This is a genomic window from Acinetobacter sp. Ac_5812 (assembly GCF_013072695.1).
In the GTDB taxonomy this organism is placed as follows: domain Bacteria; phylum Pseudomonadota; class Gammaproteobacteria; order Pseudomonadales; family Moraxellaceae; genus Acinetobacter.
Genome location: NZ_LXUK01000024.1, coordinates 62,930 through 88,476, shown reverse-complemented (window position 1 = coordinate 88,476; position 25,547 = coordinate 62,930). Strand labels below are relative to the sequence as shown.

General features: G+C 42.1%; 18 protein-coding genes. 6 read left to right on the top strand and 12 right to left on the bottom strand.

Annotated elements, in window-relative coordinates; translation table 11 throughout:
- Nucleotides 1-18: 18 nt before the first annotated feature.
- The 6 genes from blp2 to A7P55_RS18805 all read right to left on the bottom strand — a co-directional run bounded on the left by blp2 (nt 19) and on the right by A7P55_RS18805 (nt 8,352).
- Complete coding sequence (gene blp2, locus A7P55_RS18830; RefSeq protein ID WP_171553351.1) at nt 19-2,160, bottom strand: Ig-like repeat protein Blp2; 2,142 nt, start codon at nt 2,158-2,160, stop codon at nt 19-21.
- A gap of 252 nt (nt 2,161-2,412) precedes the next feature.
- Nucleotides 2,413-3,375, bottom strand: coding sequence for a protease SohB (gene sohB, locus A7P55_RS18825; protein WP_171553350.1), 963 nt, complete (start codon nt 3,373-3,375; stop codon nt 2,413-2,415).
- A gap of 146 nt (nt 3,376-3,521) precedes the next feature.
- Nucleotides 3,522-4,436 (bottom strand): phosphate ABC transporter ATP-binding protein PstB, encoded by a 915-nt coding sequence (pstB, locus tag A7P55_RS18820; RefSeq protein ID WP_216078112.1) that lies wholly within the window; start codon nt 4,434-4,436, stop codon nt 3,522-3,524.
- A gap of 14 nt (nt 4,437-4,450) precedes the next feature.
- Complete coding sequence (gene pstA / locus A7P55_RS18815) at nt 4,451-5,845, bottom strand: phosphate ABC transporter permease PstA (RefSeq protein WP_004801280.1); 1,395 nt, start codon at nt 5,843-5,845, stop codon at nt 4,451-4,453.
- A complete protein-coding gene (pstC, locus tag A7P55_RS18810) occupies nt 5,842-7,221 on the bottom strand; it encodes a phosphate ABC transporter permease subunit PstC (RefSeq protein ID WP_004652128.1) in 1,380 nt (459 codons plus the stop codon). Before pstC ends, pstA begins: the two co-directional genes overlap by 4 nt.
- Nucleotides 7,222-7,320: 99 nt before the next feature.
- Nucleotides 7,321-8,352: a substrate-binding domain-containing protein gene (locus tag A7P55_RS18805; protein WP_004652127.1), complete on the bottom strand. Its 1,032-nt coding sequence runs from the start codon at nt 8,350-8,352 to the stop codon at nt 7,321-7,323.
- A 356-nt stretch (nt 8,353-8,708) separates the two neighbouring features.
- Here A7P55_RS18805 and A7P55_RS18800 point away from each other — a divergent pair, with 356 nt between their 5' ends.
- Nucleotides 8,709-9,158: an SRPBCC family protein gene (locus tag A7P55_RS18800; RefSeq protein WP_171553349.1), complete on the top strand. Its 450-nt coding sequence runs from the start codon at nt 8,709-8,711 to the stop codon at nt 9,156-9,158.
- 51 nt (nt 9,159-9,209) lie between these two features.
- Here the strand turns inward: A7P55_RS18800 and A7P55_RS18795 are convergent, their stop codons facing one another.
- Nucleotides 9,210-10,592, bottom strand: coding sequence for an amino acid permease (locus A7P55_RS18795; protein ID WP_171553370.1), 1,383 nt, complete (start codon nt 10,590-10,592; stop codon nt 9,210-9,212).
- Between the two features lie 137 nt (nt 10,593-10,729).
- Nucleotides 10,730-12,451 carry a thiamine pyrophosphate-binding protein gene (locus A7P55_RS18790; protein ID WP_171553348.1) on the bottom strand — a complete coding sequence of 574 codons (1,722 nt, stop codon included), beginning with the start codon at nt 12,449-12,451 and terminating at the stop codon, nt 10,730-10,732.
- A gap of 135 nt (nt 12,452-12,586) precedes the next feature.
- On the opposite strand from A7P55_RS18790, the gene A7P55_RS18785 reads away from it, so the two are divergent.
- Nucleotides 12,587-13,072 (top strand): Lrp/AsnC family transcriptional regulator, encoded by a 486-nt coding sequence (locus tag A7P55_RS18785; RefSeq protein WP_004652123.1) that lies wholly within the window; start codon nt 12,587-12,589, stop codon nt 13,070-13,072.
- A 72-nt stretch (nt 13,073-13,144) separates the two neighbouring features.
- On the opposite strand, the gene A7P55_RS18780 is transcribed toward A7P55_RS18785, so the two are convergent.
- Nucleotides 13,145-14,575: an aldehyde dehydrogenase family protein gene (locus tag A7P55_RS18780; RefSeq protein WP_171553347.1), complete on the bottom strand. Its 1,431-nt coding sequence runs from the start codon at nt 14,573-14,575 to the stop codon at nt 13,145-13,147.
- A gap of 434 nt (nt 14,576-15,009) precedes the next feature.
- Between A7P55_RS18780 and A7P55_RS18775 the strand changes: the two genes are divergently transcribed.
- Complete coding sequence (locus A7P55_RS18775) at nt 15,010-16,065, top strand: aromatic ring-hydroxylating dioxygenase subunit alpha (protein WP_171553346.1); 1,056 nt, start codon at nt 15,010-15,012, stop codon at nt 16,063-16,065.
- An 89-nt stretch (nt 16,066-16,154) separates the two neighbouring features.
- Here A7P55_RS18775 and A7P55_RS18770 read toward each other — a convergent pair whose 3' ends face one another.
- Both A7P55_RS18770 and A7P55_RS18765 read right to left on the bottom strand, forming a co-directional pair.
- Entirely contained in the window at nt 16,155-17,687 is a 1,533-nt protein-coding gene (locus A7P55_RS18770) for an aspartate aminotransferase family protein (protein ID WP_171553345.1), read from the bottom strand.
- A 3-nt stretch (nt 17,688-17,690) separates the two neighbouring features.
- Nucleotides 17,691-19,061 (bottom strand): diaminobutyrate--2-oxoglutarate transaminase, encoded by a 1,371-nt coding sequence (locus tag A7P55_RS18765; protein ID WP_004652118.1) that lies wholly within the window; start codon nt 19,059-19,061, stop codon nt 17,691-17,693.
- Nucleotides 19,062-19,526: 465 nt separating this feature from the next.
- On the opposite strand from A7P55_RS18765, the gene A7P55_RS18760 reads away from it, so the two are divergent.
- From A7P55_RS18760 to A7P55_RS18750, 3 genes are all read left to right on the top strand, one after another.
- Nucleotides 19,527-20,228 carry an SIMPL domain-containing protein gene (locus A7P55_RS18760; RefSeq protein WP_016541292.1) on the top strand — a complete coding sequence of 234 codons (702 nt, stop codon included), beginning with the start codon at nt 19,527-19,529 and terminating at the stop codon, nt 20,226-20,228.
- Nucleotides 20,229-20,414: 186 nt separating this feature from the next.
- Complete coding sequence (locus A7P55_RS18755) at nt 20,415-22,628, top strand: TonB-dependent siderophore receptor (protein ID WP_171553344.1); 2,214 nt, start codon at nt 20,415-20,417, stop codon at nt 22,626-22,628.
- 256 nt (nt 22,629-22,884) lie between these two features.
- The gene (locus A7P55_RS18750; RefSeq protein ID WP_171553343.1) at nt 22,885-25,044 is read left to right on the top strand and encodes a TonB-dependent siderophore receptor; all 2,160 of its coding nucleotides are present in this window, start codon (nt 22,885-22,887) and stop codon (nt 25,042-25,044) included.
- 32 nt (nt 25,045-25,076) lie between these two features.
- Here the strand turns inward: A7P55_RS18750 and A7P55_RS18745 are convergent, their stop codons facing one another.
- Nucleotides 25,077-25,538, bottom strand: a complete 462-nt coding sequence (locus A7P55_RS18745; RefSeq protein WP_171553342.1) for a GFA family protein — start codon at nt 25,536-25,538, stop codon at nt 25,077-25,079.
- Nucleotides 25,539-25,547 lie beyond the last annotated feature (9 nt).

Genomic DNA, 25,547 nt, shown 5'->3' with positions numbered 1-25,547 from the left:
TCTCAATATAAATACCAATCAGATAATTGAATGTTGCAGTGCCGCAAGCTGATCTAAAGGATCGGCTTTAATGGTCTGAGCATAATCCAGATGGGTTAAATCAGCATTTCCAGAATGACTGGTTGTCGTAGATGGATTTTGCCCTATAAGTAATTGGTTCAAAACCTCATCCAATTGATTTGATGCAGGCTCAGAAGAAGACAACAAGGTATTTAGACTCAGTTTCTCGATATTGTTTGATTCAGAAACAGGGGCAGCTTGTTGGGTTTGTAAGGCATCCAAATCGATCGCATCTGCCAAAGAGGCTTTCACCACAGGTGCAAGCACATTAAAACTAAATGCATCACTCGCCTCACTAATATTTCCTGCTGCATCTGTCAGGGTTAAGGTGATTTTATGCGCCCCTACACTCAAATCCTGCTTAACTTCAAAACTCCATCTGCCATTATCCCCGACTGTTACCGTACCAATCGCTTGACCATTATCGTAAATCGTCAGGACTGTTTTTGCTTCGCCCATACCTGCCAAAGTCGGTTTGCTATCATCGGTATCACCTCCCGCCGCGATCGCCCCTTTTACAGCTCCGACATCATCCGTGACCGTTTGCAAAATAGGTTTATTCGGCGCAATCGTATCTTTTATCCCGACCACATCGACTGCATCGGAACGATTTCCTGCTGCATCAACAATATAGACTTTAGCTACATTTTTATCCGTTAAAGCGGATGAAAGTGTAATGCTAAATTTTCCATCCGCACCAACAGTACCTGAACCATACAATGTCTTCCCATCTGCACTTCTAATTTCAATTTTACTATTTGCTTCCGCTGTCCCTACCACCGAATCACCTGCTGCATTGATTTCAGCAACAGCTTTATCAGGTGCAATGGTGTCTTTCCCAGTAGTAATCTCAAGTGGCTTAGATTGGTTGCCTGCAGCATCTTCCACAATGATGGTTGCTTTTTTATCTGCAGCTAAAGCAGGTAAAAGTGTAATCTGAAATTTACCCTGTGCATCTGTGATTCCACTGCCAATGATTTTTCCATCCGCATCTTTGATCTGTACCTTGCTATTCGCCTCTGCTCGACCTTGAATTGAGGAACCTTCCTTATTTACATCCACAAAAGGTTGGTCAGGAGGCAAAGTATCTTTACCGGCAATCACTTTAGAAGGTGTCGATTTATTTTCGGCTGCATCTTCAGCAATCACGGTTCCGCCTTTGTCACTGGTTAAAGCAGGTGAAACTTTTATCGAATACAGTCCTTCTTTATTCGCAATCACGGTACCTAATAGTTTTCCATCAGCATCATAAATCGAGACTTTGGCATTGGCTTCTGCCTTGCCAGTAACAATCGTGCCATCTGCATTGAGTTGTGCTGTCGGAGCATCGGGTGCAATGGTATCTTTAGTTCCTGTCACTACAGTTGCTTTAGAGGCATTCCCTGAACCATCAATCGCAGTCACACTGACTTTGCCGCCATTCACCAAAGGTTGATCTAGCTTAACTGTGTAATTTCCTTCAGCATCGGCTTGAGTCGTAGCAATCACTTTCCCCGCAGCATCCTTAATTTCAATTTTGGCCTGAGCTTCGGTTTTACCGGTAATGGTTTGTGTATCTGTACTCAAACTCGCTGTCGGTGTCGCTGGCGGTGTTATATCAATCGGTTGGTTACTACTTTTATTTTTATCGTCATCATCATCTTTTACTGCCCATAAATACACACCTTCTGCGACTAAAGCAGCCAAACCGACTTTCCATAATTGGGACTTACTAATCGCCGAATCTTGATCAATATTCTGAGGCTGAGAAGCGGGTGTAACTGCATCAGTATATGCAAATTGCGTCAATGAGGTCGCTGGGGCATAACGAACAAATTTTCCCGAATCATCAAACTCTGCGACGGCATAAGTACCATCCTCTTTTGTGAGTGCGAGGCTGTGTTCTGTTAGATTTTCATCACTATAGAAACCACTAACAATAATCTTTTCACCATTTTTTAGCGTAATGACAAGGTCATTACCTTGCTTGATAATTGATTTAATATCTGCTTGATTTACCCCAATCTGTACGATGGAAGGCTGGTCTAAAACCACACTTTTTAGTTGTGCATCTTGTAGGATATTCGAGTTTTTCTTTGAAAAAACAACGACTCTTGTCATTATTATGCTCACTTATCAATTATATTTTTAAATAATTCTTCGATTAATGAATAATTAAGTAATTCATCTTGCAAATAAAATATCAAATGATTGATATGACTACAATCTCTTCTATCAGAAGTTTTGTCATGTTTGTTTAATTCACCAAACGTTCAAATCTAGTCAAGAATTTTCACAAAAATCAGCAGGAATACGCATAAAAAAACCAGCCATATAGGCTGGTTTTTCAAGATCATTTTACAGTTCCAATCATTAAAATTTTGGATCACGCATTTGTACTAATGTGCTATTTGCCTTTGCCAGACTATCGGTAATTTTACTGAGCACAGTCGGAATTAAACTCTCTGCCATTTGTGCAGCTTGCAAGCCTAATTTCTCACCAAAAGTTGGGCGTTTACGGGTATTAATCACATAAATATCATGCTTTGGTAACAGGCTTAATAAATACTCATCTGAGGTTTGTAACTTATCAACCAAGTTCAGCTCACGCGCATCTTCACCATACCAATGCTCGCCTGTTGCCACTTTTGCAATATCCAGTTGAGGGCGATATTTTTCAACAAAGTGTTTAAATAAAGAATGCGTTTGCTGCAATTCTTCTTCAAACTTGGCCTTACCTTCTGGCGTATTTTCACCAAACATGGTCACGGTACGTTTGTATTCACCTGCGGTATAGAGTTCAAAATCAACATTATGCTGCTTTAGCAAACGATTGAAGTTGGGTACTTGTGCAACCACACCAATCGATCCCACCACAGCAAACGGCGCAGAAATAATTTCGTTGGCAATACATGCCATCATATAACCACCACTGGCTGCAACTTTATCTACACAGATGGTGACGTTAAAACCTGCATCACGCAAACGCACTAATTGAGCTGCTGCAAGACCATAGCCATGCACCATACCACCTGGGCTCTCTAAACGGACCACGACACGGTCATGCCCTGCTTTAGCAGTCGCTAGAATCAGGGTAATTTCTTCACGAATGGTATCTACGGCAGAAGCTTGAACATCCCCTTTAAAGTCGAGGACGTAGATTTTTTGATCATTCTTTTTACGAATCTTGGCTTCTTTACCAAGTTGCTGAACAAGTTGCAATAACTCCAAACGAGATGCTGTCGTTTGCGCAATTCTTTTTCTTTGTTCATTCACACGCGCATTGAGATGACTAATACGAATTTCAGCAGGAAACTTAGGTAAATGGAATAACATGAAGTATGTGCTCTATAAGTTCGGCGTTATTGTTCTAAGATGTGGTCTGCTCAATAAAAATTCAATAGCGATTTTGCAAAATAGATTCATTTTCATTTATATATAAAAAAAAGAGCCCGAAGACTCTTTTTCTATCACCGTAAAAATTAACCAAAACGACCTGTAATATAAGCTTCAGTCAACTGATGGTCTGGCTGGGTAAACACTTTTTCAGTCGAGTTCACTTCAATCAAGTCACCCAAGTGGAAATAAGCTGTACGGTCAGAGACACGCGCCGCTTGTTGCATAGAGTGAGTTACGATCGCAATGGTAAATTGTTCTGACAATTCTGAAATTAATTCTTCAATTTTTGCGGTCGCAATTGGATCAAGTGCTGAACATGGTTCATCCATCAAGATCACTTCTGGGCTCACCGCAATGGTCCGTGCAATACATAAACGCTGTTGCTGACCACCTGATAAACCAGTGCCTGGCTGACTCAGACGATCTTTGACTTCGTCCCATAAACCGGCTTTACGTAAACTGTTTTCCACGATTTCTTCTAAATCATATTTATCACGTGCCAGACCATGTAGTTTCGGGCCATAAGCAACGTTATCAAAAATTGATTTTGGGAATGGGTTTGGTTTTTGGAAAACCATACCTACTTGTGCACGCAATAACACCACATCAAGGTTTGGATCATAGATATCTTGATCATCCAAAGTAACCTTACCCGTCACACGGCAGCTATCAATGGTGTCATTCATACGGTTTAAAGTCCGTAAGAAGGTTGATTTACCACAACCCGATGGCCCAATAAATGCAATCACCTCATTCTGGTAAACATCAAGGTCGATACCTTTGATCGCTTCAGAGTCACCATAATAAACATGAACATCTTTGGTACTGATTTTCACTTCATTGGTTTTTGGCTTTTTATTTGAAGAAGCCGTTTCAAACTGAGAGACAAATGCAGTATTTGATTGCTGAACTTGCGCTTCAGATGAGCTAAATTCTTTTTGCTGTGGATTCACTGATTTATCCTTTTCTACGGCGTTCATAATATCAATCGTATTCATTGTACTCTCCTCAATTACCAACGCACTTCAAATTTCTTACGGAGCCAAATGGCAAGGCTGTTTAAACCAATCATTAACGCCAATAACACAATAATCGCTGCTGCGGTACGTCCTTCGAAGAAGTTACGTAATTCATTACCTTGCCATAAATAAACTTGTACTGGTAACGCTGTCGCTTGGTCGAGTGGTGTGGTTGGCACGCTTGCAACGAAAGCGCTCATTCCGATTAAAAGTAATGGCGCAGTTTCACCCAGTGCATGTGCAACCCCAATGATCGCACCTGTCATAATACCTGGTAACGCCAGTGGTAATACGTGATGGAAAATGGTTTGTACTTTCGACGCGCCTAGACCCAACGCGGCTTGACGAATCGAAGGCGGCACTGCTTTTAAAGATGCACGTGTGGTAATGATCACGGTCGGTAAAGTCATCAAACTCAGAACCAAACCACCGACCAAAGGTGCTGATAATGGTAACTGCATCCAGCCAATAAAGATTGCAGCACCCAGTAAACCGAATACAATCGAAGGAACAGCAGCCAAGTTATTAATGTTGACTTCAATAATATCCGTCATCATGTTCTTTGGTGCAAACTCTTCAAGATAAATTGCACTGGCAACACCAATTGGAATCGAGATCACAATCACGATCATCATCATGAATAATGAACCCATGAATGCGCCGGCTAAACCACTGGTTGCAGGTGAACTACGAGAATCTGGGCTAAAGAACAAGTTGGTATTGAAGGTACTTTTAATAATTCCTTCTGCTTTTAACTGATCTGCCAATTGACGTACTTCTGGTTCAAGTTGTTGCTGATCATCAGGCAAACTACGATCAATATTCCCTGCTAACCACACATCTATATTGGCGTCGGCTAAGAATTTGATCTCTTCTTTACTTCCAATCAGCGCAGGGTTTTTAAGCACCATATCACGCAAACGGTATGCTTCAGAACTGGTATATAAACTGCTTAGATAATCACGTTGAGACTCTAATGCTTTATTTTTAGCAACAATCCCATTTACGATCAAGGCATCCCAATCCACCATACCCATTTCAGTTTGCCAAGCGACCATGCGCTCTTCAAAGTGAGCGGGGGTTTCACCTGCTGTTTGTTTTGGCTTCGCCCCAACATTGATGATCGCGGGATCAAAATAAACAGGAACTGTAATACTGCTTTGCCAAAAAGAAGGCAGACCTTTCGCCAAGATGCTACCAAATAGTAAGGCAACAAATGCCAGCGCGATCACAACCGCCGAGATACCTGCAAAGCGAAAGGTTTTTTCTTTACGATGGCGCTTAGCCAAAGAACTTTGGATCTTTCTTTTACGCTGCTCACGTTGTTCAGCAGCTACTTGAGGATCCAATAGGTTCGGATCCAGAGGAGATGTATTTGATGAACTCATTCGTATTGCTCACGATATTTACGCACGATGTACAGTGCAATAATGTTTAGACCCAAAGTAATCACAAACAGCGTTAAACCAAGGGCAAATGCCACCAGTGCTTGCGGGCTCGCAAAGTCAGTATCCCCCGTTAATTGCTTCACAATCGTGACGGTTACGGTTGAAACAGCTTCAAATGGATTTGCATGCAACAATGGACTGTTCCCTGCTGCAAGCACCACAATCATGGTCTCACCCACGGCACGGGATACGGCAAGCAAAAATGCACCTGTAATCCCGGGTAAGGCAGCAGGTAATACAACTTGACGAATGGTTTCTGATTTGGTTGCGCCTAGGCCCAAAGAACCATCACGTAATGCGCGGGGCACTTGAGTAATAATGTCATCAGATAATGAGGAAACGAATGGGATAATCATAATACCCATTACAAAACCCGCGGTGAGTGCGCTGGTCGCATTAATATTGATACCAACACTTTCACCCACCATTTTGAAGAATGGGCCAATCACCATTAAGGCAAATACGCCATAAACGATGGTTGGAATCCCCGCCAAAACCTCAATTGCAGGTTTTGCCCAAGAACGCAATCTTGGCGATGCATATTCAGCCAGATAAATCGCAACCAACAAGCCAATCGGTACCGCAACCAATAATGCGATACCACTGACCATTAAGGTTCCCCAAATCAGCGGTAAGATGCCGTAGCTACCTTCTGCATTTCCTGAGGTGCTAAAACCGGGATTCCATTCAGTACCAAAGAAGAAATCAACTGGACTAACAAAATGGAAAAAGTGTAACGCTTCTCTTAACATCGATAAAACAATACCGATTGTTGTCAGGATTGCGACACCAGAACACAAGATCAAAGCAACATTAATGGTTTTTTCGACTTGGTTACGTGCACGGAATTGTTGGCTCACATGACGCTTTGCCCAAACTAAACCAGCCAATCCAGCACTAATCACCACGGCAAGTTTTGCAAATGAGCCAATGGTCTGGAATTTAGCAAGTTGTTGTGCTGCTGCAACTTCATAAGCTGCTGGCTGATCTGTTACCCCGAAACCAGAAGCAATTGCTTGCACTCGACTGGTTAAAACATCACGGCCTGCTGCATCTAAGGTCGAACTTACAGATGCAGGAATATTATTGAAAATAATATGTTGTAAAATACTTGGTTCAACCAAATTCCAAATAATCAAAATTAAAAAAGCAGGAATACCACACCACAAAGCAACCAACGCCCCATAATATCCTGGACGAGAGTGTAGTGTTGCTGAGTTATTTCCCTTACCTGCTAGGTTACGGCTTTTACTCAGCCCGATTTGATATGCAATTGCCACAAGGGCTAATAACACACCGATAAGTAGCAGATTCATGTAATCTCCACTGTTTTCTCAATTTTCATGATTTGAAAAAACTTAGCTAGACAAAAAGGCTGATGATCCAACGTCTCACCAGCCTCCCTTTTAACAATATTACTTAACTGATTTACCCGCTTTGAAATCAGCTAGGATTTTTGCGCGCTCTTTGTCGCTTAAAGGAATCAAACCCGCTTTTTCTAATTTAGAACCTTTACCAGAAATTTTCTTGTTTAAGAAGAATTCTGTGTATTGTGGTAAGCCTTTGATTGATTTCAAGTGCTCGCCTTTCACGTAGAAGAACAATGGACGAGAAACAAGGTAGCTGCCATCTAATACTGTTTTCTCTGATGGTGTCACGCCATTTACAGTCGCTACACGTAATTTATCGCGGTTTGAATCATAGAAACCTAGACCAAATACACCCACTGCATTTGGAGAAGTCTTCAAGCGCGCTAGAGTTTCAGTATAGTCACCCGCAATTTCAATTACGCGGCCATCTTTACGGAAGGTTGAACATGCTTTCTTTTGATCATCTTTGCTTAAAGCTTTGTAGTAATCAAATGCTTCACAACCAGCATCAACCATTTTCTCTTGGAACACTTCACGCGTACCGTGGTTAGATGCAGGAATAACTAAAGTAATTGGTTCATTTGGTAATGATTTATCAATTTGGTTCCAAGTTGTATATGGGTTTGGAACTAGTTTACCATTTGAAGGAAGCTGTGCAGATAATGCAGTGAATACATGTACTGGCTTTAATTTATACGCAGCTTTTTTAACGTTTGATGCGAATACGATACCGTCATAACCGACTTTAATTTCTTGTACTTGGTTTACGCCAGATTTTTTACATGCATCTAATTCTGTGTCTTTAATTTGACGAGAAGCATTTGCGATGTCGATGGTGTTATCACCTACACCTTGACAGAATTGCTTCAAACCACCGCCCGTACCACCTGAACCAACAACCGGTGCTTTGAACTGTGGGAATGTGTTGCCAAACTCTTCAGCAACAATACTTGCAAACGGTAATACAGTAGATGAACCAGCAATTTGAATCGTATCACGAGCTGCATTTGCAGTCGTTGCTACAGTTGCCCCAGATACAGCTAATGCAATTGCGATGTGACGTGGATTTAAGCGCATTCTGTTTTCTCTCATTTATGCAATTTGGTTTACAACTCTTTTTAAGTTAAGTGTTGTACTTTGGTTAACTGCATTTTGAGCAGATAATATGACAATTAAGTGACAACTTTATGACGCTTTTGTGATAGCCATTTCTTAAGCTCAATTTTTAGAAAATTATTGGTCATAAAGTCATATTTTCTGCTTTATTTTTTGCAGCTCGGAACACGATTATATTAAGAAAACAACGTTTAGATATTGAATTTTATGAAATTTAAAAGAACAGCTGCTGATTCTGCTTAACAAAAAGCATCTTGGGCAGCGCAACCAGTTTATATATGTTTTATGACAATTCCCTATCAAAAAGAACAGATATAATGCTAAATCCTGTCGTTATTGAAACACAAATGCTGATTCGTAAACCGATCCATAGCGTTTTTGAAGCATTTATTGATCCTGAAATCACCTCAAAGTTTTGGTTTAGCGCCTCAACAGGAAAATTAGAACAAGGAAAAACCGTTGAATGGACTTGGGATAAATACCAAGTTTCAGCAAAAATACAGGTGACAAGAATCATTGCCAATGAATTGATTCAGATTCAATGGGGCGAGCCGAGCAGTACGGTTGATTTCATCTTTGAAGCGATCAATGACAATCAAACTTATCTCAGAATTCAAAATTATAATATCCCCTTACAAGGCGATGAGCTGATTGCCTTTATTATTGATAATACAGGTGGCTTTACCACTGTCGTGGATAGTCTGAAAGCCTATCTAGAACATGGATTGCAACTCAATCTGGTTCAGGACAAATTTCCGCCCTTCTAGGTCAATACAGCATTGATGTAATAAAAAAGCACATTGCTGTGCCTTTTTTATTTAAAGATTGGACTGTGCTTCAGGCAGAACCAGCATTTTTTTACGATACTTAAAGAAATACATCGCCGCTAATATCACTAGCCAGATCGGTCCGAGAATAACAGCCAAGCGCATATCAGGGGTCATCGCCATAATAATCAAAATAAAGCAGACAAAGCTAATGGTGAGGTAATTACTCCATGGACTCCAGATACTTTTAAATTTGGTCTGATGTTGTTTCAGGCGCATTGCTTTATTAAATTTCAAATGGGTGACCGAAATCATTAACCAGTTAATTACCAGTGCTGCAACCACCAGCATCATGAATAACTGAAAGGCTTCTCCCGGAATTAAATAGTTGACCAACACACATACCGCCGTAACTGAAGCGGAAACGATCGCCGCAGGAACCGGAATTCCTCGCGCATTCACTTTTTTCAATATCGCAGGTGCATTCCCCTGTTCGGCCAAACCATGCAGCATACGGCTATTACAATAAATACAACTGTTATAAACAGAAACCGCTGCAATCAACACCACAAAATTGAGGACATTGGCAACCCCATTACTATTCAAAGACTGGAAGATCAATACAAAAGGGCTGCCCCCTTCTGCCACCATATTCCACGGATAAAGACACAGTAAAATCCCGATTGCACCGATATAGAAAATCAAAATACGGTACACAATCTGATTCACCGCCTTAGGAATAGTGGTTTCAGGATTTTTGGTTTCTGCTGCGGCAATCCCGATCAATTCAAGTCCACCAAAGGCAAACATGATCACGGCAAGCGCCATAATAAAGCCATGCGTACCATGTGGAAAAAAGCCACCATGCTGCCATAAATTGGCAATCCCCGCCTGAGGACCCGCAGAACCAGAAAGCAATAAATAAGCACCAAAACCAATCATACTTAAAATCGCGACTATCTTAATGCAGGAGAACAAGAATTCAGATTCGCCAAAGAATCTGACATTGACTAGATTAATGGCATTAATCAGCACAAAGAACACCAAGGCGGTCAGCCATGTGGGAACATCTGGCCACCAAAACTGAATAAAGGTCCCGATCGCACTCAGTTCAGCCATACTGACCAACACATACAGTACCCAATAATTCCAGCCCGACATAAAGCCTGCCATGCGGCCCCAGTATTTATTGGCAAAATAACTAAATGAACCACTGACGGGCTCTTCAACCACCATTTCACCTAAATGGCGCATAATTAAAAATGCAATCACGCCTGCAATCGCATAACCTAATAAAATAGAGGGTCCTGCCAGTTTGATGGTTTGCGAAAGACCTAGAAATAATCCTGTCCCAATCGCACCACCGAGCGCAATCAGCTGGATATGCCGATTGGACAATCCTTGTTTTAACTCATGTTTATTGTTTACATCCATCATGTTATCTCCAATGTGTGTGTCACATCCTGTACACTTTTTATACAGCGCATGATTCGAAGCTCAGCATGAAGCTCCGAATCTGATTCGCTCTCTTATCAATTTATAAAGTTGAAGATTTTCCTATTTGCTTCTGATCAGAAGGAAATTGCTTTTTTACTGGGTAATGCTTGGGAACGCTGTTTTAAGATTTCATAGCCTCGATCGCCATAATCAAAACGGGCAATCACTGACGCAAATTTTTTCAAGCTGGCGGGAGCATCCATGGCTGGGAGTTTAAGCTCAATAAAAGTCAATCCGTCGAATTGATGCGTGTTGTCCAAGACCACTTTTAACTGTCCTGCAGTTTCTACCACACAGCTTTTATAGTCTTGGCTACCGTTAAAAACATTTGGAATCTCGCTATATTTCCAGTCCTGAACATCGTTATAAGCCGCATTTTCGCCCATGATCAAACGCTCAATGGTATAGCCACCATTATTGAGTAAGAAAATAATTGGCTTGAGACCATGACGGATAATGGTTGAAAGTTCCTGTACGGTGAGCTGGAATGAACCATCACCAATAAATAGGATTTGACGGCGTTCAGGTGCGGCCAACAAACTGCCTAATAAAGCAGGTAAGGTATAACCAATTGAACCCCAGAGTGGTTGAGCAATATATTTTGCCGTTGCTGGTAGTTTTAGCCCCGCCAAGGCTGAGTTAGAAGTCCCGACTTCACCGATAATCACATCATCTTCTTTGAGAAAACGTTCAACGTAGTTCCAAAGGATGTCTTGACTGAGCTTTTGCTGTTCAGGCGCATTGATTATTTGTTGTGCTTGCTTCTCAATGATCGGTTGACTCAGTTTCCGTTGTGCTATTTTTTTATTCAACTCAACCAGAAGTTGTCCAATCTCAATCCCTGGAAAATCTTGACCGAAAATCGTCAAACCATACGGTTTCATTTCAATATAGTTCTCAGTGGCGATTTGATGAGTAAACACCCCTGTTCCGACATCGGTAAAACGCACACCGACACCAATCAGACAGTCTGATTGCTCAATAGTATTACGAACATGTACTTGGCTCGCCCCACCGACATAAGTGCCCACATAGCGCGGTGAACCTTCATCCATAATATTCTTAGCAGTCAGCATGCTGGCAAAGGGAATCGAACATTTTTGTGATAAATCACTGAGCAACGATGTCACTCCAAAAACAGAGGCTTCATTATCAATCAGCAACGCTGGTCGTTTGGCTTGTGCAATCACTTCGCACAGTTTGGTGACTGCGCTTTGCAACAGCTCTGGCTCAACCCTTGGATAAGATAAATCGAGTGAACGATCTGTCACTTCAATTTTGACGTGAGTAATATCCGATGCCAACTGGATATGTACAGGTCGACGTTCAAGGAAACATTGACGTAACACACGGTCAATTTCAGCGGCGGCATTGGCTGGGGTTAGACGGGTCTGTGCAACAGTGAACTCTTTCATGCAGTTCATGATGTTGTCGTAGTTACCATCTACCAGCGTGTGATGAACCAGAGTTCCTTTCTGCACCACATGTAAAGGCGGAATCCCTGAAATATGCACCACTGGTACATTCTCAGCATAAGCACCTGCAATGCCATTAATCGCACTTAAATCACCGACCCCATAGGTCGTTGTCAAAGCAGCAAAACCATTGATTCGTGCATAACCGTCTGCCGCATAAGCCGCATTTAATTCATTACAATTACCAATAAATTCGAGTTGGGCATCTGCCTCAACTTGTTCGAGATAAGAAAGGTTAAAATCACCAGGTACACCAAATAGATGTTGGATACCCATTTGTTTTAGACGAAGATTTAAAAAATCACCGATTTCTATGAACATTGCTCTACATCCTTTCAAGTCAATTTTTTATTCCATAGAAAAATAATATTTCATCTACCTATTAAATTTCGTGCATAATAAAAACGCATTTTAATAAAAATACAATATTTGTGTATCATAAAAGGATTTTATGCAATGGATAAGTTCGACTGGCAAATCATTCAGGCCCTACAAAAGAATGGACGGCTCACCAATCAGGAAGTTGGAGATTTAATCGGTTTATCAGCTTCACAATGTTCCAGAAGACGACAGCTACTGGAGCAAAAAGGCGTGATCTTGGGTTATGCCGCCCGCATCCACCAACAAGCTTTAGGCTTGGAGGTTACCGCGATGATTCACATTAACTTACGCATTCACGAGGCCAAGTCACAGCAAGCCTTTCAGGACTTAATTGAAGCTGAGGACAATATTCAAGATGCTTTTTCAATTAGCGGCGATGCTGATTTTATTTTAAAAGTCGTCGCAGAAAATCTGGAACAGCTGTCCCAATTCGTCACAGAGCGACTACTGTCTTATGGTTTTATTGGTCACATAAAATCTTACATTGTGTTAAAAAAAATCAAAGAACAGAATCACTTTCTCAGCAAATCCAAGGGTCACAGCTACCATCCAGCCACATAAACCTCGTTTTAAGCAGCACCATGCATAAAAAGAAAAAGGCGGATATTAGATCCGCCTTAAAAATATGAAGGTTTAAATTTTATTGATATGTACAGTTTGTCCTACTGTATTTTCCAGCAACCCCTCCAAACCGAACTCAGCACCAAGGCCTGACATTTTCCAGCCACCAAACGGTGCATGTGGAACAATCTCTGCATGGGTATTGACCCAGACCGTGCCGCATTGTAATTGCGATGCATAAAATTGCGCGGCTTTTAAATCAGAAGACCAGATTGAACCACCTAAGCCAAATTCGCTGGCATTGGCGCGTGCAATCGCATCATCAATCTCACGATATTTTAGAATCGGTAACACTGGGCCAAACTGCTCCTCTCGTACCACTCGGCAGCTTTCATCCAGTCCTGTTAAAATCGTCGGCGCAATAAAATAGCCTTGCTCAGGCACCGTCTGATCACCTGACAACGCCTTGGCGCCTTGTGCAAGTGCATCGGCAATTAAGGCTTTTACTTTCTGATATTGCATCTGGTTTTGCACGGGCCCAAAAGTAGTCTCTGCTGCCATGCCATCTCCGACATTCTGGGCATTGGCAATATCAGCCAGTTTTTGTGCTAGCGCGTCATATTGGCTTTCGTGCACATATAAACGTTTCAAAGCAGCACAAGTCTGCCCAGCATTTAAAAATGCGACGTTAAAAATACGCTTGGCTATTTGATCAAGATCGGCATCAGGTAAAACAATCCCCGCATCATTGCCACCCAGCTCTAGGGTCAGGTGTTTTAAAGTTTTTACCGCACCCGACATAATGTGCTGACCCGTCTTGGTCGAACCTGTAAAAACCACCTTGGCGATATCAGGGTGAGTCGATAATGCCTCACCGACGTCGCCTTTACCCAGCAAGATTGAAATCACACCCGCAGGCACTTCTTGTTGAATAATTTCACAAAGTTTTAACGTCGCTAAAGGGGTAAATTCAGAGGGTTTATTAATCACCACATTGCCCGCACGCAAGGCAGGCATGATATGCCACACCGCAATCATCAGTGGCCAGTTCCACGGCGTAATCGAAGCTACCACACCTAAGGGCTGATAATGACGTTCAATTCGTTTCTGTTCACTGTCTTCAATAATATCAACTGGCATGTCTAAACTTGCGGTATAACGTGTCCAGCCAATCGCACCCTGCACTTCCATTTGTGCCAATGCCAATGGTTTGCCTTGCTCAAGTACAATCAACTCTGCCAGAGTTTCGGCATGTTGTTCAATTCCATCGGCAATCTTATTCAGTATGCTTTTTCGTTCCTCATGAGAACTGCGTTGCCAGCTTCCAAAAGCTTGCTTCGCTGCCTCAATTGCTTGATTCACCTGTGCAATCGAAGCCTGCGCACATTTTGCTGCAACAGCAGCTGTTGCAGGATTGATAACTTCAAGTTCACCTGCTTCACCGAGACAAGATTGACCGTTAATAATGAGTTTAAATTGGTTTTGCATATTCAAGTGTTGCATGCCTTGTTCCTTCTATTCATTGTAATCATGATGTTTTGCCTGATCCGACCTCAGTTCTAGGTCCCAAGTGCAAAAGTGATGACATCTATCCATCAAAATATTGAGCATCTATCACTACAATATGGAATTTGTGCATCACAGTTTATGCATAATTATTTCTGATTGAGATTAAAGATGCACAGTTTGTGCAGAACAGCGACAATTTTCTACCTTGTCATTATAAAAACCATCCAACAGGCTCTAGACAGAATGCAACTAAACAGCAAGCCCAATACTTGCCTTTATTTAATACTATTTCAGCTTCAGGCATCACATCAAAAATTTCTGCTCAGCTTGTGTGTTCTAAAAGTTACAACACTTTATTCAATTAATTGAAATTTCTTAGAACAGCTGGCTTCGCTATATTCAATACAAATGCACCAGAAGATAAAAAGATGAACAGCAAAGTGATTACAACGTTTAAGCATACAGATTTACCTGTACACATGACATTTTCAGAGCATGATTGGCAGTTGCTTGCTCAGCACTGGTATCCGATTGCGCTCGCCCGTGATATTTCAGAACAGCCAACAGCGACCATGTTGCTGGATATGCCATTGGTGATTTACAAAATGGGAGATGAACTGATTGTTGCAAAAGATATTTGCCCACATCGCGGGGTTCCTCTTAGCTTAGGCCGTCATGATGGGCAAGGCATTGTGTGTCGCTACCACGGATTACGCTTTGGACATGCGGGTAAATGTAATCGCATTCCAGCACATCCACAGCATAAAATCTCTGAACGCTTTGATCTAACAACCTACGCTGCCACTGAAAAGTATGGACTGATCTGGTGTTGCTTAGCAGCTCACCCGAATGAGCAACCCGTTATTCCTAACATGCCCTACTGGGAGGATGCAGACTACCAGCAACTGGTATGCCCCTTTGTCGATTTAAATTGTTTTGCGGGTCGGCAACTAGAAGGATTTATTGATGTCGCCCATTTTGCGTGGGTACATCCTGATACTTTTGGTGACCCTGATGATGTTGAAGTGCCAGACTATAGCATCACAGAAACCAGTTATGGCTTCAATGCAGATTATATCAGCAGTGTAGGGCGCTATCCGATTGGGACAGCGCAACGTGGGCAGGACAATTTTAACTGGCTCAGACATTTTGAAATCAGCCTGCCTTTTACTGCAACACTGACCATCCATTTTCCGAATCAAAGCAAGCAGGTGATCATGAATGCCGCTTCGCCAGTAAGTGCTCGACAAACTCGGCTATTTGCACCGATCTGCCGTAATTATGACAAAGATTTACCTGTTGAAGATGCTTATACTTTTAATTTGCAAATTTTTGAAGAAGATCGACTGATTGTCGAAACCCAGAAACCTGAATATCTCCCCCTGGATTTATCGATGGAAGCGCATTTTCCAGCAGACCGTAGCTCAAGTATGTATCGCCGACTCTTAAGAAAAATGGGATTCAATCCAATTTTTGCGGCCTAGTCTATGCTTAAATTCAATTTTAATACGCAATAAAAAAGAGGTCTATTCAAGACCTCTCTTTTTAGTTTGATGTGTCTGCCAGATTGAAATTAATCAATCGCTGGAACATAAGTTCCTGCAGCAATTGCATCTTTAATACGATCAGCTTCTGCCAACACAAGTGCAAGCAAGTTTTGAACATTTTCAAGCGTTGCAACTGGGCTTAAAGTGGTCATCTTCAATGATTGAACATTACCCACTTTGGTTACACCAATATTCGCTTCACCACGAGCAAACAATTCATCTGCCACGTTTTGGTTTAAGCTATCGATAAATTCAGCAGGATAAGCTTCTGGTACCACACGGAACAGGACTGAAGCGAATTGTGGTTCAACCAACAATTCAAGACCTGCAGTTGCTTTAATATAATCTGCAACTTCACGTGTTAATTTCACACCATGATCAATCATCGAACCATAAAGCTCTTCGCCTAATGCTTCAACCGTCATCCATAATTTCAATGCATCAAAACGACGTGTCGTTTGTAATGATTTAGACACAAGGTTAGGTACACCATGTTCTTCATCATAAGCAGAGTTTAAATATTCTGCTTCATAATGCATAAAGCGATAGTTTGCTTCGTCTTTCAACAAGAAAGCGCCACAGCTAATGCTTTGGAAATAATGCTTATGGAAATCAAGCGTGATTGAGTCTGATAATTCAATTCCATCTAACATTGAACGATGGTCATTTGAAAGAATCAGTGCACCACCCCAAGCTGCATCAATATGCATCCATGAACCATACTTCGTAGTAATTTCACGGATTTTCTTGAGTGGATCAATCGCACCAGCATCAGTCGTACCTGCTGTTGCAACGACACAGGCCACGATTTTGCCTTCAGACTGAAGATGCGCCATGGTTTTTTCCAGTGCATCGACATCCATCTGTGCATTTTCATTCACAGGAACGGTGACAACTGACTGGAAGCCCATACCCATCATCGCCATGTTCTTTTGCACAGAGAAATGTGCATTTTCAGAACAGATGACTTTGACGTTTTTCATTGCTTCGGCTGGAATACCATCACGCTGAACCGACCATGGCTTGCCATTTTCGTCTTTCCAGTTTTTCGAGATACACCAGTCACGTGCCAGCAATACACCCATCAAGTTTGACTGTGTACCGCCAGAAGTGAACACACCGGCTTGACCTGCACCATAACCCACTTTTTGGCGAAGCCAATCAATGAGTTGAACTTCCATCAAAGAACCCGCTGGGCTTTGATCCCATGAGTCCATCGACTGGTTGGTTGCATTGATCAACACTTCCGCAATCTGGCTCATCACCATGGTTGGGCAGTGTAAGTGTGCAAGTGAATGCGGGTGATGTACTTTTAAGCTTTTGTTGAGGAAAAGCTCAACCATACGTTGTAATGATTGCTGTACACCTAAACCTTCTTTCGAAGGAGCAAAAGAGATTGCTTCGCGCAAATCTTTAATGCTACCACCAGTGTACATTTTATCATTTTGCAACCATGCTGAAACGGCAGTTACCGCCTCGCCCATTGCTGACTGATAGTCAGCAATAGATTGAGCATCATTGCAGAGTAACGCTTTACGATGTTCTGCAAAATCAACCATGAATTAGCCTCGTACTGCTTTTAATGCTTCAGCAACAGCTTTCTTGAAGCGAGCAACCGCCTCTACGCACTCTTCTTGATTGATAATCAACGGGCAAAGTAAACGGATAACGGTACCGTTACGACCACCTTTTTCAAGCAATAATTTATTGTTGAAACAAGCCGTCTGAATTGCAGCAGCCAATTGAGCATCCGCAGGTAATGAACCCATATGGTCCGCAGGTTTACGCTCGTCAACGATCTCAACACCGATCATCAAACCACGACCACGTACGTTACCAATACATGGGAATTCTTGCGCAAGTTTCTTGAACTCAGCTTGTAAGAAATCACCACGCTCTTGCGCATTTTGAGCAAGGTTTTGTTCTTTGATCACTTGAAGTGATGCTAAACCTGTACCCATTGCAAGTTGGTTACCACGGAAAGTACCCGTGTGACCCGCAGGCTGCCAAGCATCAAACTTACGTTTAATACCCAATACTGCAAGTGGTAAGCTACCACCGACCGCTTTAGACATCACCACAACATCAGGCTCGATTCCTGCATGTTCAAAGGCAAACATTTTACCTGAACGTGCAAAACCAGCTTGAACTTCGTCCAAGATTAAAACGATGTTGTGCTTTTCAGTCACTTCACGGATTTTTTGCAACCATTTTACTGGTGCAGTAACAACACCACCTTCACCTTGAATCGCTTCAAGGATCACAGCTGCAGGCTTGGTTACACCACTTTCAACATCTTCAATGAAGTTTTCAAAGAAATAAGTTAAAGCGTCAACACCTGCTTCCCCACCTAAACCAAGTGGGCAACGATATTCATGTGGGTATGGCATAAATTGCACGCCTGGCATTAAGCCATTCACCGCATTCTTCGCTGACAGGTTACCTGTCATTGCAAGCGCGCCGTGCGTCATACCATGGTAGCCACCAGAGAAACTAATCACTGTGCTACGACCCGTATAAGTTTTCGCTAATTTAATCGCTGCTTCTGTACCATCTGCACCAGATGGACCACAGAACTGTAGGCAATATTCTTCTTGACCGCCTGGCAAATAAGCCAAAAGCGCTTCAGTAAACGCATCTTTTAAAGGAGTCGTTAAGTCTAAAGTATGCAATGGCAAACCACTTGCCAATGTGTCTTGAATACTTTGAATCACCGCAGGATGATTATGGCCCAAAGCCAATGTTCCTGCCCCAGCTAAACAATCAAGGTACTCTGTACCTTCAACATCAGTAACCCAACAGCCTTGTGCTTTTGCTATCGCTAACGGTAATTTACGTGGATAACTACGAACATTCGATTCCATCTGACTTTGGCGAGTCAGATAATATTCGTTAGTTGCATTAGCGGCAGGATTTACGGAAGTAACGCTCATATCGAATTACCATCTCTGATATGGGTAAAAGAAATAAGTCTGGTGACTTGCGGTCGTTTGACTCGGTGCTTTTTAGAATCTAGTGCAGACACTTGTTTATATCTTTCAACTAGGAGCGAGATGATACCTAATTTTGAAATAAAATAAACACTTTTTGTGTCTTACATGCATCTAAATTATTGAAAAAATATTTCATTCCAATAACTATGATGGATTATCATCATACTATGTGACAAGCTAAAGAAAGTAAGCTTTTTTTAATCCCGCCTGCGTTTTTAGATAAATGGTCAAATTAACCCACCTAATAAACTGATTTTTAATATTTTTTGTTTTATTTTTCTGTTGCAAAACACTGCTAATCTCTTACAAAGTCACCACAAAATATGCAGAAGTTCCCCATCAGTTCTTTTTAATATCGAACTGGTAAAAAATAAATTTTCGACATCAAATTCTAAGGACATTTTTATGCGTACTTTAGCACTTGCTACATTAATGATCGGGGCAGCATTGAGCCCAAGCCTTTTTGCTCACGAGACTGAGAACTTGAACTACAACATCGTCAATATCCAAGCAGATGCCTCACGTCAGGTTGCCAATGATGAAATGCGTGCCGTTCTGTTTATTGAGAAAAGTCATAAACAACCTGCTGAACTCTCCAATCAGATCAACCAACTGATGAACCAAGCGCAAGCAATTGCACGTAAATATTCACAGGTCAAAGTCGAAACAGGCGCGCAAAGTACTTACCCTGTGTATGACAATGACAGTAATAAATTGAAAGAATGGCGTGCTCGCGCGGAAATCCAGCTGGAAAGTAAAGACTTTAAAGCGGCAAGCCAGTTGATCAGCGAATTACAGCAAAGTTTCCAGACTCAATCGATTAATTTCACCGTATCAGATGAACAGCGTAAAAAAGTTGAAAATGAGCTGATGATTGAAGCATCGAAGAACTTCCAGCAACGTGCGCAAGCCATCACCCAAGCATGGAATAAAGGTCAATACAACCTTGTCAGTTTAAACCTGAATACCAGCAACTACTTCCCGCAACCGATGATGCGCGGTGGCATGGCCAAGTTTGCCATGGCTGAAGCAGCCCCTGCTCAGGATATGGCAGCAGGTGAATCAAAAATCACGGTCAGTGCCAATGGTTCAATCCAATTTAAATAATAGCTCTGACAATAACAAAAAGCCGTGCTTAAGCACGGTTTTTTGTTATTTAAAATAGCCAAAAATATCTTGAGTAAAAAAACAATTAACTTAACTCATTTCATAGTTATAAGTGATAATCGTTCTTATTTCATTCGGTGCAATAACTGATTAATATTCTGGAAATTTACAGCATTTGCCACTGATATGAAAATTGCATCCTATACAGCTACATCATTGATCAAATTCCAGCCCTCTTCTCTGAGTCTAGCCATTGCCATTTCATTGAGTGTCATATCACATACTGCTTTTGCCGATGAAGCACAACCCGCTGAAACGCAAACGCTTGCGACGATTTCAATTCAGGCTCAGGGTAATTGGCTGGAAAATGCCAATGCTGAAAAAGTACAACAACATGCAGGTGCACGAAGCATTATCGATCGCAAGCGTTTGGATGAAATTGCCACCACTTCTATTCGTGATGCTTTAAAACAAATTCCTGGGGTGCAAGTCCAAGACAGCAACGGTACGGGTGGCAGTGATGTTTCTTTAAATATTGGCGTACGAGGTCTTACCTCACGCCTCTCCCCACGTTCTACCGTACTTATGGATGGTGTACCTCTCTCATTTGCTCCTTATGGCCAGCCACAATTATCTTTGGCCCCAGTTTCTATGGGTAATATTGAGTCAGTCGATGTGGTGCGTGGTGCAGGTTCTGTTCGTTTTGGGCCACAAAACGTTGGTGGCATCATCAACTTTGCAACACGGTCAATCCCCAAAGAATTTTCAGGTTCAGTTGGTTTAACCACAGAATTTGCAACAGGGACAGATCAACTCAAGTACACACCGAATCTGTTTATTGGTGGCACACTGGATAATGGCTTGGGTATGGCTCTGCTTTATTCAGGCAGCAAAGGAGATGGCTACCGAGAAGCCAACAATAAAATTGACATTGATGATGTTATGTTAAAAACCGCCTACCAATGGACTGATCAGGATGCGATTGCGGTCAATCTGCATCATTATGAAGGCCGTGGTGAAATGCCTGAAGGTTTAACGGCAGCACAATTTGCTGATAATCCGTATCAATCCAATCAAAGCCGCAACTATTTCGCAGGCCGCCGTTCCGATGTTTCTGTGAAATATAGCCATAAAGATGAATTGAATAACTTTGAAGTATTGGGTTATTACGTTGATTCTTTCCGGACCAGTGACTTAGAGTCCGTTGCCGATAATGGTACCAGCCGTATTAGTAACTCTCCTCGCGATTATAAGTATTTTGGGATTGAGCCACGTTATTCACGTGCCTACAGTTGGGCTGGTATGGATAATGAAGTCACTATTGGTTACCGTTATTTACAGGAAGAAAGCTCTGAATTCTCAGGACGCACGGCTTCCTATAACACCCTCACAGGGACACCCGGTGAACGCATCGCCAATACCACCAGTGACGGCGGTACCAAAGCGCACGCCATTTATATCGACAACCGTTTTGGCCTCGCGAATTGGGTGATTACGCCTGGGGTTCGATTTGAATCGATTGATACACACAATGATTTCACTGCTTATCAAGGTGGTGTCGCGACCAATACGGTTTATCCAAAAATCAAGTCAGAGGAGTTCTTACCAAGCCTATCGGTGTTGTATAAAGCCAATGAAAACTGGAATATTTTTGCCAATGCTGGGGTTTCATTTGGTCCACAGCAATATAACCAATTGGTGACCACCAGATCTGTCGGGGGAGTCAACACAGCAGCAACGACTCTGGATGGATTACATCCCGAAAAATCTAAAAACTATGAGATCGGAACCAAATACCTAGGCAATGGTCTAAGTGCTGAGTTGACGGTGTTTTATTTAGATTTTGATAAAGAACTGATGTTAGAACGTCCTGATAATATCGGTACAGGAATTTGGACTAATTTAGGTGCCACCAGTCATAAAGGCGTTGAAACAGGGATCAGCTATGATTTCGGTCAACTGGCTGATGTGCTAGAGGGTCTCAAAGTTTACGGTAACTATACCTTTACCAAAGCAACTTCTGAAGCAGGTAAGTTTGAAGGCAAAGACTTGCCCTTCTATTCACGCCACGTCGGTAACCTCGGTTTAGCCTATCAAGTTGATCAATGGTCAGTGAATGCGGACATGTTTGCGCAGTCCAAACAACATGCGCCGGGTTCAGGTGATGTTTATCAAACGCAAGAAACTGCAGATGGTCGCACCGGTGATATTCCAGGTTACTCAACCTTTGCCGTACGCACAGGCTATGACTTTAGTAATCAGCTCAAAGGCTTAAAAATAGCGGGTGGGATAAAGAATGTGTTTGACAAGCAATACTATACCCGCTCATCCGACTCCACAGGGGGTAAATATGTGGGCCAACCACGAACCTTGTTCCTGCAAACATCATATGATTTCTAAATCAAAAAAGCCGAACTTTTAAGTTCGGCTTTTTCTCTTGCACAGTGAATAACACCGGAAAGCAGTAATCTTAATAAAATCCCAATCTCCCTACAGCCTATACCGCAACACTTCGCTCTTTAACAAAAAAAATTATATATTTTATGTGAAATTTTAATTAGTTTAGCTAAACAATAACTACAAATGAGAATTATAATCAATTAAAATAACAGCGCAAAATAACTCCTCCACCTCATTTCCGTTCGGCAATCCACTTATGACATGTTCGATTTCTGCTCCTCATGATTTCTCCAAATTTAAACCCTCTCCTTTGAGCTGTGCAATCGCAACGCTGATCAGCTGCTTTACCACGACAACATTTGCAGAAGATAACCTAACGAATACAACACAAACGCTGGCAACGATTTCCATCCAAGCCGAGGGCAATTGGTTAGAACAAGCCAATGCGGAAAAAGTGCTCAACCACCCCGGTGCTCGTACTGTGGTTGATCAACAAAGCTTAGAAGCACGTGGCACAACCTCGGTTAAAGAAGCATTACGTACCGTTCCTGGTGTTCAGGTCTCTGAAAATTCGGGCACCTCAGGCAGTGATGCATCTTTAAGTATCGGTGTTCGTGGCCTGACTTCAAGATTTTCACCCCGTTCGCAGTTGATGATTGATGGTGTACCTTTAGCGGTAGCACCCTATGGACAACCCCAACTTTCATTAGCTCCAACGACTTTAGGCAATATGGAGTCGATTGATGTGGTTCGGGGTGCAGGCTCCGTCCGCTTTGGGCCGCAAAATGTCGGTGGGATTATCAATTTTAATACGCGCAGCATTCCAGAGAATTTTGCAGCCAGTGTCGGTATGACCACAGAAGTGGCTGAGAATGGCAACTTAAAAGTCAATCCAAATCTCTTTATCGGAACGACTTTAGACAATGGACTCGGTCTGGCTTTGCTCTATTCAGGCGTGAATGGTGATGGTTATCGTGACCAAAATGATTATGCCAATATCAATGATCTACGTTTAAAAGCCAGCTATGCCTTAGATGATTATTCAAGCATTGAAGCAAATCTACATCGTTATGAAGCCAAGGTGGATATGCCTGGCGGCTTAACCCCTGCGCAGTATGCACAAAATCCATATCAGTCTTTGCGCAACCATGACTATATGGAAGGCAACCGTAACGACATCTCACTCAAATATAATTATAAAAAAGACAATAATGCCTTTGAAGTCCTCGCCTATCATCTTGATAGCTATCGTGATGCGGGTGTAGAACGCAGCGGTTCAAGCCTTTATCAGATTGCCCCGCGTGATTATAAAGTGACTGCAATTGAGCCACGCTATTCACATGCGTTTCAGTTGGGTAATGCACTGAATGAAGTCTCTGTTGGTTATCGCTATTTAAAAGAAAGCAGCAGTGAATCTGTTGATCGTGCAAGCTATAACACAACGACAGGTCCTCGTGATTTTTATGGCTGGACCAAAGCCGATGGAGACACTGAAGCACATGCCGTCTATGTCGATAACCGTACAGATTTAGGCGCATGGTCCTTCACGCCTGGACTCCGTTTCGAGCGAATTAAAACCAATGAAAACATGTATAAGTTAAACCGTGATTATTCAGTTCTGAATGGGGTCAATGCCAGCAAGTCCTATGACGCTATGCTGCCAAGCTTTGCGGTGATGTACAAAGCCAATGATCAATGGAATATCTTTGCCAACTACGGTAAATCATTCGCACCACTGCAATATAGCCAAATGGCCAATACCAATGCCAAAGGTGCTTATCTGACCATGGATGGTTTAAATCCTGAAAAAGCAGATAATTATGAAATCGGCACACATTATCTGGATGATTATTTATCACTTGAATTCACCCTGTTCTATATTGATTTCGCCGATCAGCTCAAGCGTGATGATGCCACACAAACCTATTCAAATTTGGGTGCAACCAAACATAAAGGTGCTGAGCTCGGCTTTAAATATAATCTAGGGGCAATCAATGATACGCTAGCCAATATCTCAATGTATGCCAATACCACCTATACCAAAGCAACCGCATCGGCAGGTCAAGATTCAGGTAATGAACTGGATTTCTATTCAAACTGGATCGGCAATGCTGGGGTTGATTACAAACGTGATCAATGGACCTTCAACACCAATGTCTATGCACAATCTGGTCAAACTGCCTCAGGAAATAACAATGATGGTACGGGTCGTTATGGCAATATTCCGGGCTACGGTATCGTTGGTGTTCGTGCCGCTTATGATTTTGCCGATACCTCCCTGTCAGGCTTAAAAGTTGGCTTAGGTGTGAAAAACCTATTCAATCATGACTATTACACCCGTTCCGCAGATCAGGTTGGCGGCATCTATGCAGGTCCTTCTCGTACTTACTATTTACAGACCTCGTTTGATTTCTAATCCCCTAAAGCCGAATGTTCTCATTCGGCTTTTTATTGATTGATTTCAAAATAATGCGTCAACTCAATAGCATTAGGCAGCTCATCAAATTCAGTAAGTTTTTGATGAGTTTCGGCCCAACTCACTTTAGAATTCACACAAAAATTTAGTTCAAGCTCTGGGCTAAAACCCTCCTGAACCAGTCCCAAAGGAATCCACATCACCTTTGGGTTGATCGTTAGTGCATTCGGTACAGGTGATCCACATTGCCTACAGAAGCTACTATTAAAGCCCGTATCTTTAATATACGTCTGAATCAATGATTGACCTTGCTGCCATTGAAAGGATTCTGTCTGCACAAAAGTTGCAGTATTCGATGCAGCGCCACTCTGCTTGCGACATAGGCTGCAATAACAACGATACATCATTTTGATATTTGCTAGATGAAACTGAAAGCTGATCGCCCCACACAAACAAGCCCCTGTAAATTGTATCTTCTGATGGTTTGCTCTCATCAATAATGA

What these genes read in the sequence shown, in the direction of transcription:
- A7P55_RS18760 (WP_016541292.1), top strand. Translation starts at nt 19,527, where the DNA reads ATGCGTACTTTAGCACTTGCTACATTAATGATCGGGGCAGCATTGAGC.
- A7P55_RS18800 (WP_171553349.1), top strand. Translation starts at nt 8,709, where the DNA reads ATGCTAAATCCTGTCGTTATTGAAACACAAATGCTGATTCGTAAACCG.
- A7P55_RS18805 (WP_004652127.1), bottom strand. Translation starts at nt 8,352, where the DNA reads ATGCGCTTAAATCCACGTCACATCGCAATTGCATTAGCTGTATCTGGG.
- pstB (WP_216078112.1), bottom strand. Translation starts at nt 4,436, where the DNA reads ATGAATACGATTGATATTATGAACGCCGTAGAAAAGGATAAATCAGTG.
- pstC (WP_004652128.1), bottom strand. Translation starts at nt 7,221, where the DNA reads ATGAATCTGCTACTTATCGGTGTGTTATTAGCCCTTGTGGCAATTGCA.
- A7P55_RS18745 (WP_171553342.1), bottom strand. Translation starts at nt 25,538, where the DNA reads ATGAGAGCAAACCATCAGAAGATACAATTTACAGGGGCTTGTTTGTGT.
- blp2 (WP_171553351.1), bottom strand. Translation starts at nt 2,160, where the DNA reads ATGACAAGAGTCGTTGTTTTTTCAAAGAAAAACTCGAATATCCTACAA.
- A7P55_RS18785 (WP_004652123.1), top strand. Translation starts at nt 12,587, where the DNA reads ATGGATAAGTTCGACTGGCAAATCATTCAGGCCCTACAAAAGAATGGA.
- A7P55_RS18780 (WP_171553347.1), bottom strand. Translation starts at nt 14,575, where the DNA reads ATGCAACACTTGAATATGCAAAACCAATTTAAACTCATTATTAACGGT.
- sohB (WP_171553350.1), bottom strand. Translation starts at nt 3,375, where the DNA reads ATGTTATTCCATTTACCTAAGTTTCCTGCTGAAATTCGTATTAGTCAT.
- A7P55_RS18765 (WP_004652118.1), bottom strand. Translation starts at nt 19,061, where the DNA reads ATGAGCGTTACTTCCGTAAATCCTGCCGCTAATGCAACTAACGAATAT.
- A7P55_RS18775 (WP_171553346.1), top strand. Translation starts at nt 15,010, where the DNA reads ATGAACAGCAAAGTGATTACAACGTTTAAGCATACAGATTTACCTGTA.
- A7P55_RS18795 (WP_171553370.1), bottom strand. Translation starts at nt 10,592, where the DNA reads ATGGATGTAAACAATAAACATGAGTTAAAACAAGGATTGTCCAATCGG.
- A7P55_RS18750 (WP_171553343.1), top strand. Translation starts at nt 22,885, where the DNA reads ATGACATGTTCGATTTCTGCTCCTCATGATTTCTCCAAATTTAAACCC.
- A7P55_RS18790 (WP_171553348.1), bottom strand. Translation starts at nt 12,451, where the DNA reads ATGTTCATAGAAATCGGTGATTTTTTAAATCTTCGTCTAAAACAAATG.
- A7P55_RS18755 (WP_171553344.1), top strand. Translation starts at nt 20,415, where the DNA reads ATGAAAATTGCATCCTATACAGCTACATCATTGATCAAATTCCAGCCC.
- A7P55_RS18770 (WP_171553345.1), bottom strand. Translation starts at nt 17,687, where the DNA reads ATGGTTGATTTTGCAGAACATCGTAAAGCGTTACTCTGCAATGATGCT.
- pstA (WP_004801280.1), bottom strand. Translation starts at nt 5,845, where the DNA reads ATGAGTTCATCAAATACATCTCCTCTGGATCCGAACCTATTGGATCCT.